A 13,450-nucleotide genomic window follows, 5' to 3' on the forward strand; every position below is an offset into this window, starting at 1 on the left:
CATGGCCAGGCCGCTACAGTGCGCCCGCTACTTCAAGGGTTGAGGCGCAGGCTCGTGGCGGTTGATAAACGTCCAGTCAGCCTCATCAATGTAGATGCCGTTCGGCCCACTTCCCCCTTCAAGGTCGATAGCCACATGAGCTGAGACCTGCGGTTTGACAGACGCCAGGATAGGCGTAAAGCCTAACTGCTGACTGGTTTCAAGCAGTGCTGCCTGGTTACGCTCATCGATATCTGCGGCTTCATCCAGGTAATAGGGCAGCCGAATTTGCCCGGCGCGTTCCCGGTCCATCAGGTGAAGCAGCAGGTACATGTTGGTCAACGCCTTAATGGTCATGGTTGTACCGTTAGAAGCAGCGCCATCAATGTCCGTATGTACCACCGGTTGGCTATTGACCTTGGTGATCTCAAACGTAAGCTCGAAAAGGTCCTTTAAACCCAACTGATTGTGATTGGCGCCTACCAAGCGCGCCAAGTACTCCTTGGCCTCTTCATTCTGGGTATCCTGCTCAGCGCTCTGTTGCAGATCAAAGACTGAAAGGGTTTCGCCTTCTTCATACTGGCCAGCGCTGTGGATGATCTGGTCAATGTGCTTGAGTGCCTCCCGGTTGGGCGCCAGCACGATACGGAAGCTTTCCAGGTTTGATACTTGCCGCTTGTTGATCTCTCGATTGAACAACCCCAGTTGTTGTTCAAGGCTGTCGTAATCCGTACGGATATTACGCAAGGTGCGTGCGATATCGGTGACAGCTGCGCGCCGCGCCTTGCCCAAGGTCAAGGCTTCATCATGAGTATGGGCATAGGCGTTGATGAGTAACTGCAAACGGCGTTCGGCATCGTCCTCGTTATCGAACTTGGCAACCCCCTTGAGCCTGACTTGGGCATACAGGGCCTCTATCTGCCCCTCAACCCGTACCAGCGCCTGCCAGCTGTCTTGGTAGTCATTGAGTAAAGGCAGCAAGTTGTCCATGGCATCGTTCACGGGCTCCATGAAGGGAGTGCCGAAGGGCATATCGGCTGGTAACAGGTGACGACGACGCACCGCATCGTCCAGCGCGCGTTGTTGGGTTTCCAGGTCGCCCAATTGGCGGCTGACCAACTGCAATTTGGCAGACAACTGCTGAACCCGCTCAGCGAAGGTGTCACTTGAGCGCTTGAGCTCATCCTGGGCCGCTTCCATCTGCGCCAAGGCTTCGAGCTTGCCGGGCTCGTCAACGGCAAGGGCTTGGCAGCGTTGAAAATCTTCCAGTGCGTTCTGTGCGTCCATGACCTTTTGATACAGCTCATCCGCCTGGCGCTTACTGGCCGTGCGGTCTGAGGTGACCACCTGCTGCGTCTTCAACTGACGTAGTTCTTTGTCCAGCCGGTCTTTTTGGTCACGCAACCCGGTGCGGTCTGCCAAGGCATGCAAGGCAGGAGGGGTGATGCCTGACAGGTCGATACCCAAGCCGGCCAGGTGGAAGCGCTCCCCTTGGAAGTGGCGCAGCAACGATTCCAACGGCCTTACCCAACCACCGCCCTCATCCAGGCTGATGCCGTGCTCTCCTAGCGGCAGGCTGAACACTTCACCATTGAACAGGCGCATCAAGCGTTCAACGTCCTGCTGACAGAATTCCTCACGCAAGCGGGCATAACTGTTGTTGTCCGCATGATCAAGCTGCTGCTGAATAGCTTTTAGTCTGTGTTCCAGTTCACGAACGCGAGCATCCAAGTCATCGCTGCTGAATTGACGCGCATGGGCCAGTGCGCCTGCCAATTCCTCATGAGCCTCTTTGGCAGCCATTAGCTGTCGCTCTAGTACCTGCGCATCCTGAACGAGCGCAAAGCGATGGCGTAGGGCGCTGAGTGCCTCCTGCCACCGCTGAAGGCCGCTGATCTCACGCTCAAGCCGCATCAGCTCCTGGGTTGTGCCGCGTTGCTCCTGCTGTAGCACATCCTGCTGATCGCGGTAATGCTCCGCTTGAATCAACAACGCTTCCCGCCGGCCGCCTGCATAGGCTGACCAGGTGCCTAGCAAATGGTCCAGCACAGGCGAAAGGCGGTGCAGCTTGCCGCGCAGGTGGTCACGCTGGCGTACGCCATTGCTCAGGGTGTCGATCAGTGGCCCAGCGGCCATTAACGCGTTGTAGTCTTGTTCTATACGCCGAACGTCACGGAACGCCTCTTCGCACGCGGCAATGTAATCGACGCTACCCGAGCGCAAGCTATGCTCGAACGCATCGAGAAAAAGCTGCTTGAGCTTGGCGGCTGTAATCTCACGCATGTGCAGCAGGTTAATAAACAACGCCCTGAAGGTTTTGAGGCTTTGCTCGCTGGTTGAGCGCAACGGGATAAGTGTCAGGTCCAGTGGAATGGACGTGTGGCCGCCTACGAGCAGCCTGCGTAGTTCATCAGGCTTGAGCTCGTACGCCTTCAAACCGTGGCGTTCCAGGTTGGCGAACAATGCCTTTTGGCGTAAGCAGGTGTCATCCTGCTGGTAATGAGCCAAGTCCAATGCCCCGGCATAGGCGAAGAACTGATGCCCAAAACCGCCCCCGGGCCCTCGCCCCACAACTCCTATAACGTGAGGGCCATGCGCAAGCTGCACTTCGCAGAGGATGTAACTGGTATCGCTGGCAAAGTAAAAACGCCGCGATTGCTCCAGGCTGTATTTGCCGAAGCTCATGTCGGACATGCGGGCCAGAATAGGAAATTGCAGCGCGTTGATCGAGGCGCTTTTACCCAGGTTGTTGGCACCGTACACCGACAGCGGGTGTTCGAGCGGGAACAGCCCCAGGCTGTAACCTGCCGTGTTCAGCAGGGCAAAGCGACGGATACCGTAGCGTTCCTGACTCATGGGGTGTTCTCCTCCTGTTCCAGGGCAATGGCACGTGCCAGCGCCCTGGCCTCGTCGTCGAGCGCTTCTGTTTCAGCCCCATTGTTCGCCAGATTGTCAGCGTCTTCTTCAACCAGTGCCGGGGCCGGTAGCGGCAAGTCAGTGTGCAGGCTGGCGGCTAAATCGCGGTCCTGCTGTACGGCCAGGCAGACGTCCAGGAAGCGATGCATGGGCGCAAGGAATCGGTAAACGCCTTGGTCTTCGTGGGCAAAGCCCAGGTGCGCCATACGACGGAGTATTTTTTCTTCCAACTCTTCGGCGGTTTGTACGTCAGCCTGGCTGAAGAGGTCCCGGTATTTCTCTAGTAGAGGAGGCAACTCGTCGCGCCCCAGGCTGCCACCGTCCAATACGGTGACAGGGTCGCGCCCCAGGTCAGCCAGATGCTCTACTAGGATAAAGGTGAACAAAGAAAGCCGCTGTGCCGTCTTGTTGACCTGAACAGCGGCCTGCTCGGGAACAAAGTAGTAAAACCCACGCGGGTCGCAGACCAGCTCGAACCCCAGTGCCTTGAACAGCGCCCGGTAAGCGTCCTGAAGGTTTGACAACTGTGCGTACAGCTCGGGGTCGCGGCGGCTTACGTGAAAGCCTTTGAACAACTCCCGGAAAATAGGCGCCAAGTGGGTTAGTTCGCTCAGATCAAGCGTCATGGGTGGGGCTCACGGTAGGCTGATCGGCCGCCAGTAGAGGTGAGGCGGCCGAATACAAGGCAAAGGAATGTAGGCTCAAGGCATGTTCATGGGTACGGTAATCTCGCCGCTCCAAGCGACGACGAACGAAGCGCTTGTCACGCGAAAGCCGGGAAAACCAATACAGCACTTCATCGGTATGGCCTTCAGGGGCTTGCTCCAGCAGCCAAGTCATCAGGTCTGGCAGCGGTAACGCCTGCTCACAGTGCGCAACCATCTCGCGCACCGTGCGCGGTGACTGGCCTGGTACGTCAGTGCCGGGTGCTTTCTCGGACCGAGGAAAGGGGGCCGGTTTGGATTCGAACCGCGCCAGGGCGTATACATAGGCTTCTACCTGACTGGCATTGCCCAGGAAATTACTTTGCGGCCGGCTGAACAAAGGCAAGGCCGCCTGAGGTACAGCGTCCAGGCCCTTACGTCGTATAGCGGCCAGCGCCAAGGCAGCGCCACGTGTGACAGCGCTATGGCGGCGGGCCTCCTCGCGCAGCGGCAGTAGCAGTTCACGAGCATGACGCAGCGCCAGTTGGGCATTGCTCTGCATTTCCAGGATACGGGCGTGTGTCCGTATCAGCATGTCATCGTCGACCAGATGGCCCAGCCGCTGCTGGTCACCCAGCAACCGTATCAGCACGGTCTCGACGTTGCACACCCCCCGCTCGAAGGCGCCGTCCGCGCTCACCAGCTCAATCATTGGCTCTACGTATTCGTCCCACGTGGCTAGCACTTCGGCATAGCGTTGGCGTAGCGGTATATGACGATCACGCGTCTTGGCCCGCTCGGCCACTGCCACCAAGGCTTGCTCATCGTTGGCGAGCTTTTTAAGGACGTCCCGCACGCGCATGTCGAGCAGCCGCAAGTGGCGCGCCAAGTCATCAGCGTCGCGGTTGTCGAACGCCTCCTGAATATGAATCGCAAGGCGCTCAAGGTGGCGCAGGTAGGCTTCTATTTCCAGGCACAGCCCCAGGCGGTGTTCGCGGCGGAGGTAGGCCAGAAAGTCATGAATCTGTGCATTGAGTTCAAAACGGTTCGGGCTACGCGCTACCGGTACCAGGATATCCAGCCGGATCCACAGATCGAGCAAGGCTGTGATCTCTTGGGCAGTGCTGCCCCGTTGCTGCGCAGCTAACTGCAGGCGCAGCTCTGCCAAGCCTAAAGTGCCTTGGTCGAAGCGTTCACACAGAGGCTCTAGCAACGTCCAATGTTCGGCGAGGGCACGCAGCACGCGCTTGGGTTCTATCATGGAGTCTGCTGATCGGTTGCTGGAAAAAAGCCCGGATTGTAGCGCATCCCTGCTTCAGTAGCGGCTCCCCCGATCACGCGAAAAGGGTGGGGAAGGGTGGTCGTGAAATAGCGGCAACACAGGTAGAATCGCTGCCCTACATTTCCTACCGATGGCTTGCTTGTGCTAACTGAACCTCGCCGCCGCGCTTACCTGGATGCCATGCAAGTGGTGCAATGGTTGCCACGCACCGAGTTGCCGTTTGCGGCACCCTCACGCCCAAGCCTGTCGGCAAGCCTGTTGGAGTGTGTCGAGGTCCAGGCGCCTGAGGTACCACCCCTCTCGGCGGCTCCAGCCCCCCAGGCAGTCGCGCCTATGGTGCGGCCCAAGCCTCAGCCGGAGCGGCCCAAGCTAAAGCCGGAGCTGCCGCGGCCGTCCGCTACCAAGTCACCCCTTGCGCGGGTTGAGGCAGCAGCCCCCAAGGCACCAAAGGCTACTACCACGCCTGTGCCTCGCTTCGCCCTGCAGCTATTACGCGCAGGGCGTTGCCTGGTGCTGGCGGAGCTGCCCACGGGGGATGCCTTTCAGTCGCGTGACCCTGGCTACTTGTTGCTCAAGGACATGCTACGGGCCGCAGGCCTACCGGACAGCCCGCAGCTGATCGGGGACCCAGTGCGTTGGCCACTGCTGGTCAAGGGCACGCTTGACCAGGGGCCAGAAGCCGCGAAGGACTTCGTGCAAGGGTTCGTGTCCGCGCAGCTGGAAACCGCCCCCTGCGATTGCCTGTGGCTGGTGGGCCTGCCCGCTCTTCGTTTTGCCGGGGGCCTGGACGACAGCAGCCTTTACCGCTACGCACCCATTGACGGCCTCTGCAACGGTTGGGCGTTGCCTGGGCTGGAAACCCTTATGGATGAGCCGCATAAGAAGGCGGACGTCTGGCACGCGATGCGTCGCGTGATGACGCACTGGATACCTGCTGAATGAATAACGCTGTCACCTTTCGCTTGATGACCGAAGCAGACCTCGACGCCGTACTCAAAGTCGAGTACGCCGCCTACACGCACCCCTGGACGCGTGGCATTTTTCTGGATGGGCTTAAAAGCTACGAAATCTGGCTGATGTACGAAGGGCAACAACTGGTGGGCCACGGGGTTATCAACGTCATCATCGATGAAGCTCACCTGCTTAACCTCACGGTAAAGCCAGAGAACCAAGGCCGTGGGTTAGGCCTACAACTGCTTGAGCATTTGATGAACAGGGCCATGGCCCTGAATGGGCAGGAATGCTTTCTGGAAGTCAGGGCGAGCAATCAGTCTGCATACCGGCTTTATGACCGTTATGGCTTTAACGAGGTGGGTAGGCGGCGGGATTACTACCCCGCCGCGGGTGGGCGTGAAGACGCCCTGGTCATGGCCTGTACGCTGGTTTAATCCGCTTCGCCGTCCCACTTCTTGCCATCGAGCGGGTCGAGGTGCGCCAGCTCCGCCTCGTCCAGGCCATCCCCGCCACCGATCTCATCTTCATCCACCGTGTTGAGTTGCAAGTCGTTCGGGGCGCTGCTCAGCTCACTTTCTTCGGGCGACTCGGCGCCGTCCTCACGGATCAGCGTTTCAGGGCTCATGTCATCCATGGTCTGATGATGATCGTCGGTCGAGGCGCCGGTCAGCCCGGCTTCCATCACGCGTTCGGGTGAAGCATCAAAGTCATCCCCCAACCCGTCCCCGGTGAAACCGGCGGGGCCATTGTCGTTAGGGTCATTGAAATCCAGAGGGTGGACGGAGCCGATACGGTCTTCGGTCGTGTCGATTTCGTTAGGTTGCGGCTCATGCAAGCCGCGGGTTTTGGGTTCCATGGTGATTCTCCAATGAGTGCGCTTAAGGGGTGGACTCGCCCCGCTTGGCAAGATTCAATCAACTGCCCGCTGGCGGTGACGTGACTTGTCAAAGCAGCGCAGAGTCATACTGGCGCATCGTACTGGAGGCCTGACCATGAACGACTTACAACAACTGATCGACAACAACGCCCGGTGGGCGGACGCCATTACCCAACGGGACCCGGACTTCTTTGCCAAGCTGGCCAGACAACAGACACCTGAGTTTCTCTGGATCGGCTGTTCGGATGCGCGCGTGCCGGCCAATGAAATCGTTGGCATGCTGCCAGGCGACCTGTTCGTTCACCGCAACGTCGCCAACGTGGTCCTTCAAACGGACCTCAATTGCCTGTCGGTCATCCAGTACGCAGTGGATGTACTCAAGGTAAAACACATATTGATTACAGGGCACTACGGATGCGGAGGTGTGCGTGCGGCCATGCAGGACCGCCAACTGGGGCTCATTGACGGCTGGCTAAGGTCTATCCGTGACCTGTACTACGACCATCGCCATGCCTTGGCCGAGCTTGCTACCGAAGAGGCACGGGTCGACCGCCTGTGCGAGCTGAACGTGATTCAACAAGTAGCGAACGTGGGCCATACCAGCATTGTTCAGAACGCCTGGCACCGCGGCCAAAGCCTGTCGATTCACGGGTGCATCTATGGCATCAAAGACGGCCGCTGGAAGAGCCTGGATACCACCATCAGCGGGCTGGAGCACCTGCCACCCCAGTACCGTCTGCGACCATTGACATAATTGGCTACTAATACCCCGCGAACCTCTGGCCTCAAAGCCCACTAACATGAAACTGAATGCAATAACCCTGGAGGCAATATGAAAGCATCTGCGTGGATGGCGGCCCTGCTGATGGCAGGTACCGTAGGCGCACAGGCGGCCAGTAAAACCGTCACCCTGAATATGGCCGGCCCTGAGGGGCCGTTGCAGTCAGTGGGCGAGGTCAAGGTAGAAGAAACAGCCTACGGGTTAGTGTTCACGCCCGCCCTCAGAGGCCTGCCCGCAGGCGTGCATGGGTTCCATGTACACCAGAACGGCAGTTGCGCCCCTGCCATGAAGGACGGCAAGATGTCCCCCGCCGAGGCCGCAGGCGGGCACCTGGACCCTGCCAAGACCGGCAAGCACCTGGGCCCCTACGGTGAAGGGCACTTGGGGGACCTGCCTGCGCTGTACGTCAATGCCGACGGTACGGCCACTTACCCAGTGCTGGCCCCTCGGTTGAAAAAACTCAGCGAGGTCGAAGGCCATGCATTGATGGTGCATGCGGGCGGCGACAACCATGCGGACATGCCTCAAGCCTTGGGCGGTGGCGGTGCCCGTATGGCATGCGGCGTCCTGTAAAGGTGCAAGGTAATCACGCAGCCAGCCCCTAAAGCGTAGCGCCGTGGAGCGAATGTACAGCGTGCCTGTCACAGTTGATCAGGCGCGGCGCTCTGCGGGCACAAGGCGATAGGAGTTAAGAATGACGTGGTTGGCTGACCCTACACTGTGGGCATCCTTGCTACAAATCGTACTGCTGGATCTGCTATTGGGAGGCGACAACGCCATCGTGATTGCCATGGCCTGTCGCCAGCTCCCGCCTCATCAGCGGCGCAAAGCCATCTGGGGCGGCATGGTGGGTGCCATCGTTCTGAGGGTAGCCTTGCTGTTCTTCGCCATGCATTTGCTACAACTGCCCTGGCTCAAGCTCGTAGCTGGCCTGCTACTGCTGTGGATTGGCATACGCCTGATTGCGGCTACAGATGACGACCCCGACGTAAAAAGTAGCGCTCACCTATGGGCTGCGATCAAAACTATCGTTGTGGCCGACGCGGTGATGTCCCTGGACAACGTATTGGCCGTTGCGGCAGCGGGCAATGGCAACCTGTACCTGGTGGCGGCGGGGGTGTTGCTAAGCATCCCGCTTATCCTGATAGGAAGCCGCGTCATCCTGGCGTTGATGGAGCGCTTTCCGGCGGTGGTTACCCTGGGCGGCGGGTTGATAGGCTGGGTTGCAGTTAGCCTTGCCCTGTCAGACCCGACCATAGCCCGGTGGGTACCCTCGGCTGGTTCTCTGCTTGACTACCTGGCCAGTGCCCTTGGCGCAATTATCGTGATGGGCGTAGGTGCAGCCATGGCCTATTACCACGCCCGGCCAAAGGCGGATTTCGATTAACACGGCTTATTAATCAACAGGCACAAAAAAACCCGCACTAAGCGGGTTTTCTTGTGGTTGTCACTGCATTGCAGATTAAACCGTGCTTGGTGGCTACACAGGGACTTGAACCCCGGACCCCAGCATTATGAATGCTATGCTCTAACCAACTGAGCTATGTAGCCAAGTGGCGCGCATTATTCGTGTCAGCGAGCTATGTGTCAAGCGCAAGGAACGTTTTTTTGAAAAAAAGCGCCCTAAACGCTTGATCTGTATGGCTACCCCACGTGCGCTTGAGAGCAGATCGCCCCAACGGCAGCGTAAGCCGGGGCTAGTAGGGTGCCAAAAATCTTGTACAAAACTTATTTTGTGTAGGGCGCTTTTACCACCAAGGCCTAGACACCCAGTGCCATTCAAAACATTGGATCCATAGAGATTTTATACAAGAACCCCACTTGACCGCTTTGTCTTAGCGCCGCGCCCGAGCGTAGAGGGTATGTATAAGTAATGTAACTTTGGTGACGAACGGTCAATTGGCTTTGTAAAGTTTTATGGGCTAGTAAAGATAAACACAGTACTTATGGCATTGCCGCCGGTATGAATCCAAGGGGCTTTCGATGGACAGGAACGACGTGCCGCAGGCGCCGGGGTATACAGGGCCAGCGTTTGTCCTGGGCGCACTCGCCACAGTGGTGTCTGTAGGCGCCTTGGTGGTCTTCGCGCAGCCTGCCGCCTTGTGGGTCACCGTGGCGGCGGTTGCGATTCCCACGATGGGCGCTGCTCTGTTGATTGCCCGTGGTGCACGGGCATCTGCCCAGCGGGCACTTGCAGCCCTGCACGCCCAGCACAGCCAATCGAGCCCGGCGGGTGACGCGTTGGAACGCTCCAGCGTTGAACAGTTATGTGCCGAAGCCTTGCCGGTCTGGGTTCGTCAATTGGACACCTCACGTACACAAACCGAAGACGCCGTCACGGCGCTTACCCAGCGTTTCGTAGACATTGCCTCACGTTTGCACGAAACCGTACGGGCTTCACAGCAGGCCGCTGGCAGTTTCGGGGAGGGTGGCCGTACCGGCGAAGGCTTGGGGCAGAACGACGCAGACCTGCACCAAGTGGTCGACACGCTACGCACCTCCCAGCAAAGCCGGGATGAAATGCTAGGCGAAGTACGCAACCTCACCAGCTACACCGGCGAATTGCGCGCCATGGCCGCAGAGGTTGCGGCTATTGCTGCGCAAACCAACCTGTTGGCCCTTAACGCCGCCATCGAGGCTGCGCGTGCAGGCGAAGCGGGGCGTGGCTTTGCGGTGGTCGCAGACGCGGTGCGTTCGTTGTCGAGCCAGTCTAGCGAAACAGGCCAGAAGATGTCCGCCAAGGTCGACATCATCAACGGTGCCATTACCCGCCTGGTTGATGTGGCAGGGGAAAACAGTGAGCGCAACAGCGACATCGTCACCCAGGCCCAAGGCACTATCGAAGGCGTACTTGCCCGTTTTGCCGCCATTACCGAAGAGCTGCGCGGCTCTGCCGACCTGTTGCGCAACGAGAGCGTAGGTATCGGTGCGGAGGTCAGCGAGGTGCTGGTCGCGTTGCAGTTCCAAGACCGTGTGAGCCAGATTCTGGCCCAGGTCACCGACCGTCTGAATGACCTGAACCGACAAATTCAAGACAGCAAGGCTGCGGGTGTGCCGCTGCACATTGATGTGAAAGCGTGGCTCGCTCAGATGGAACGCTCCTATGCCATGCAGGAGCAGCGCAACAACCACCGCGGCACTGCCGCCAGCGCGCCCCAGGATGATTCGATTACGTTTTTTTAGGAGGGCCCAATGGCTAAGACAGTACTGGTAGTAGACGACTCGGCAAGTATTCGGCAAGTCGTAGGCATCGCGTTGAAAAGCGCAGGCTACGATGTCATCGAGGCGTCGGATGGCAAAGATGCGCTGGGCAAGCTGAAAGGGCAGAAAATCAACTTGGTCATCAGTGATGTGAACATGCCCAACATGGATGGCATCACGTTTGTGAAGGAGTTTAAAAAGCTGCCGGCGTACAAGTTTACGCCCGTCATCATGCTAACTACCGAGTCTCAGGAAAGCCGCAAGCAGGAAGGCCAGGCAGCCGGTGCACGCGCGTGGGTGGTCAAGCCGTTCCAGCCTGCACAGATGATGGCCGCTGTCGCCAAACTGATCCTGCCATGATCGACGTTCGCAGCGTAGACGGATCACTGCAGGTGGCGGTGCAATCGGACCTGACGATCTACACCGCCCTGGAGCTGCACGGCGAGCTACGGCCTTGGCTGGAGCAACCCTGCGCGTGGCAGTTAGACCTCGCCGACGTGAGCGAACTCGATGGCGCAGGGTTACAGCTGCTGCTAATGCTGCGCCAGCACCTGACAACCACGGGCCATCACCTGACGGTGACGGGGCGCAGCCCTGCTGTGAACGAAGCCTTGACCTTGTGCGGCCTCAACGCCGCTTTCGATGACCACGTCGTGGCCTGAACCGCTTAGCAGGATATCGCCGTGCCGCTGAACCTCGACGCTGCCCTACAGACCTTTATCGCCGAAGCACGGGAGCTGCTCAACGACATGGAGCAAGCGCTCCTGCTGTTGGAGGCTCAGCCGGACGCTGACAGTGAGTTGGCGGCGATTTTCAGGGCCGCGCATACCATCAAAGGCTCTGCAGGGCTTTTTGGCCTAGACCCGGTCGTGGCCTTCGCTCATGTTGTCGAGGACCTGCTCGACCGGCTCAGGGCCGGCAAGCTGGTGGTCTCCCGCGACATGGTGGCACTGTTGCTGGCCTGTAAAGATCACCTGGGCGAGCTGCTTGAAATCGTGGCGGTAAACAATCAGGTGCCTTCGGCCGAGGTACTGGCCCGCGAGCACAGCCTACGTGAACGCCTCAGCCAGTTTGGCGCGGCGCCAGGCGCTGGCGCAGCCCCTCAGGCGGCTCCCCAGGCAGCCCATGAAGCTACCGGCACCCTCGCGGCCTGGCACATTTCGGTGCGCTTCGGCACTGACACCTTCCGTAATGGCATGGACCCGCTGTCCTTCCTGCGCTACCTCGATACCCTCGGTGAACGCACCGGTACCGAGGTGTATCAGCAGCCCGAAAGCCTGCTCACGCTAGACCCTGAAAGCTGCTATCTGGGCTTTGAGATCGCACTGCGCTCCGACCGCGACGAGCAAACCATTGCCGAAACCTTTGAGTTCATTCGTGACGAATGCCGCCTGCGCATCTTTGCGCCTCATACGCCCGCTGAGCAGTATGAGCAATGGCTAAGCGAATTGGGCGATGAGGCCGCCTGGACGCAAGCGGCGTTGCTGCGCTGTGGCACCTTTCCGATAGCGCAGGCGTTATCTGCAGCGCCAGCACCAGTAACTACTGCGGTTGCTGTGCCGGCTGGGCCAACAGCCAGCCCGGCGGCCCGGGAGTCGCGCGCCGGGGGGTATATCCGCGTGCGCGCAGACAAGCTTGAAGAACTGATCAACCTGGCGGGCGAGCTACTCACCGCCGGAGCGGGTGCGCAGCTGCTGGCGCGGCAGGTCGGCGACGAGCAACTGATCGAAGCCAACAGCGAAGTCAGCGCGCTGCTCGAAGCCCTGCTGGACGGTGCGCTGGCCATGCGCATGGTGCCCATTGGTGAAACCTTCAACCGTTTCCAGCGGGTGGTCCGCGATGTAAGCCAGGAGCTGGGCAAGGAAATCGAACTGATCGTCAGTGGCGGCGACACGGAGCTGGACAAGGCCCTGATCGAAAAGATCGGCGACCCCCTGATGCATTTGCTACGCAATGCCATGGACCACGGTATTGAAAAGCCCGACGTGCGCCTGGCCGCCGGCAAGGCCGCCCGTGGGCACTTACGCCTCAATGCATTTCATGACGCAGGCAGCATCGTGCTTGAGCTGGCTGACGACGGCGCCGGGCTCAACCGCGACCGCATTCTGCAGAAGGCCCGCGAGCGTGGCCTGATCGGCGCCACCGAACCTACCGAACGCGAACTGTACGCGCTGATTTTCGAGCCTGGATTCTCCACGGCCGAAGCCGTGACCAACCTCTCCGGGCGGGGCGTGGGCATGGACGTGGTCAAGCGCAACATTACCAGCCTTCGCGGCACCATCGACCTGAGCAGCGAGCCAGGCCAAGGCACACGGGTGCGGATTCGATTGCCCCTTACCCTGGCCATGATCGACGGGTTATTGATCGACAGTGCAGGCAGTGCCTACGTCGTGCCGCTGGACGTGGTGCAGGAATGCATCGAGCTGCCCCCAGCCAATCGCGCGCAATTTCGTGAGCAGGGCCATGTAGCGCTGCGCGGAGAAGTGTTGCCCCTCGTCTTCCTCCGGGACTACCTGGGCTTGAGCGGAGAGCCTGCCAGGCGCGAGAACATCGTTGTGGTGAAGGCCCAGGGGCTCAAGGCTGGCGTCGTGGTCGACCAGTTGATGGGCGAATACCAAACCGTGATCAAGCCGCTGGGCCCCCTGTTTGCCCAGGTGCGCGGGATCAGTGGCTCAACGGTGCTGGGCAGTGGTGCCGTAGCCCTGATCCTCGATATACCCGCATTGCTGAAGAACCTGATCGAGCAGGGAGGCCAAGGTGCAGGCCCGGCAGATCAATCCAAGATCATTCGTCAAGCCGTTTAAGGCCAGGGATCG

13 protein-coding genes and 1 tRNA gene are annotated in these 13,450 nt (G+C 59.5%); 9 read left to right on the plus strand and 5 right to left on the minus strand.

The window, feature by feature from the left end; genetic code table 11:
- Window positions 1-27 precede the first annotated feature (27 nt).
- From AC4LE2_RS03510 to mksB, 3 genes are read right to left on the minus strand one after another with little or no spacing between them, the layout of a single operon-like run.
- Window positions 28-2,835, minus strand: a complete 2,808-nt coding sequence (locus AC4LE2_RS03510; protein ID WP_491824124.1) for an Mks condensin complex protein MksF — start codon at window positions 2,833-2,835, stop codon at window positions 28-30.
- Window positions 2,832-3,521 (minus strand): Mks condensin complex protein MksE, encoded by a 690-nt coding sequence (gene mksE, locus AC4LE2_RS03515; RefSeq protein WP_491824125.1) that lies wholly within the window; start codon window positions 3,519-3,521, stop codon window positions 2,832-2,834. Before mksE ends, AC4LE2_RS03510 begins: the two co-directional genes overlap by 4 nt.
- Window positions 3,511-4,800, minus strand: coding sequence for an Mks condensin complex protein MksB (gene mksB, locus AC4LE2_RS03520; RefSeq protein ID WP_491824126.1), 1,290 nt, complete (start codon window positions 4,798-4,800; stop codon window positions 3,511-3,513). Before mksB ends, mksE begins: the two co-directional genes overlap by 11 nt.
- A 162-nt stretch (window positions 4,801-4,962) precedes the next feature.
- Here mksB and AC4LE2_RS03525 point away from each other — a divergent pair, with 162 nt between their 5' ends.
- Window positions 4,963-5,763 (plus strand): energy transducer TonB, encoded by an 801-nt coding sequence (locus AC4LE2_RS03525; RefSeq protein WP_491824127.1) that lies wholly within the window; start codon window positions 4,963-4,965, stop codon window positions 5,761-5,763.
- The gene (rimI, locus tag AC4LE2_RS03530) at window positions 5,760-6,209 is read left to right on the plus strand and encodes a ribosomal protein S18-alanine N-acetyltransferase (protein WP_491824128.1); all 450 of its coding nucleotides are present in this window, start codon (window positions 5,760-5,762) and stop codon (window positions 6,207-6,209) included. Before AC4LE2_RS03525 ends, rimI begins: the two co-directional genes overlap by 4 nt.
- Here the strand turns inward: rimI and AC4LE2_RS03535 are convergent.
- On the minus strand, window positions 6,206-6,631 hold the full coding sequence (locus AC4LE2_RS03535; protein WP_491824129.1) for a serine kinase/phosphatase: 426 nt from the start codon (window positions 6,629-6,631) through the stop codon (window positions 6,206-6,208). The genes rimI and AC4LE2_RS03535 overlap by 4 nt on opposite strands.
- Window positions 6,632-6,767: 136 nt before the next feature.
- On the opposite strand from AC4LE2_RS03535, the gene can reads away from it, so the two are divergent.
- The 3 genes from can (at window position 6,768) to AC4LE2_RS03550 (ending at window position 8,820) form a co-directional block, all read left to right on the plus strand.
- Complete coding sequence (gene can / locus AC4LE2_RS03540) at window positions 6,768-7,406, plus strand: carbonate dehydratase (RefSeq protein WP_491824130.1); 639 nt, start codon at window positions 6,768-6,770, stop codon at window positions 7,404-7,406.
- A gap of 78 nt (window positions 7,407-7,484) precedes the next feature.
- Complete coding sequence (sodC, locus tag AC4LE2_RS03545; RefSeq protein WP_491824131.1) at window positions 7,485-8,006, plus strand: superoxide dismutase [Cu-Zn] SodC; 522 nt, start codon at window positions 7,485-7,487, stop codon at window positions 8,004-8,006.
- A 121-nt stretch (window positions 8,007-8,127) separates the two neighbouring features.
- Window positions 8,128-8,820 (plus strand): TerC family protein, encoded by a 693-nt coding sequence (locus tag AC4LE2_RS03550; protein ID WP_491824132.1) that lies wholly within the window; start codon window positions 8,128-8,130, stop codon window positions 8,818-8,820.
- An 87-nt stretch (window positions 8,821-8,907) separates the two neighbouring features.
- On the opposite strand, the gene AC4LE2_RS03555 is transcribed toward AC4LE2_RS03550, so the two are convergent.
- Window positions 8,908-8,984: transfer RNA gene (locus tag AC4LE2_RS03555), tRNA-Met, on the minus strand.
- Between the two features lie 969 nt (window positions 8,985-9,953).
- Here AC4LE2_RS03555 and AC4LE2_RS03560 point away from each other — a divergent pair.
- From AC4LE2_RS03560 to AC4LE2_RS03575, 4 genes are read left to right on the plus strand one after another with little or no spacing between them, the layout of a single operon-like run.
- Window positions 9,954-10,616 carry a methyl-accepting chemotaxis protein gene (locus tag AC4LE2_RS03560; protein WP_491828033.1) on the plus strand — a complete coding sequence of 221 codons (663 nt, stop codon included), beginning with the start codon at window positions 9,954-9,956 and terminating at the stop codon, window positions 10,614-10,616.
- Window positions 10,617-10,625: 9 nt separating this feature from the next.
- On the plus strand, window positions 10,626-10,994 hold the full coding sequence (locus AC4LE2_RS03565; protein ID WP_491824133.1) for a response regulator: 369 nt from the start codon (window positions 10,626-10,628) through the stop codon (window positions 10,992-10,994).
- The gene (locus AC4LE2_RS03570; RefSeq protein WP_491824134.1) at window positions 10,991-11,296 is read left to right on the plus strand and encodes an STAS domain-containing protein; all 306 of its coding nucleotides are present in this window, start codon (window positions 10,991-10,993) and stop codon (window positions 11,294-11,296) included. Before AC4LE2_RS03565 ends, AC4LE2_RS03570 begins: the two co-directional genes overlap by 4 nt.
- A gap of 21 nt (window positions 11,297-11,317) precedes the next feature.
- A complete protein-coding gene (locus tag AC4LE2_RS03575) occupies window positions 11,318-13,438 on the plus strand; it encodes a chemotaxis protein CheA (protein WP_491824135.1) in 2,121 nt (706 codons plus the stop codon).
- Window positions 13,439-13,450: the final 12 nt, after the last annotated feature.

The organism is Pseudomonas sp. 9.3L (assembly GCF_058536285.1).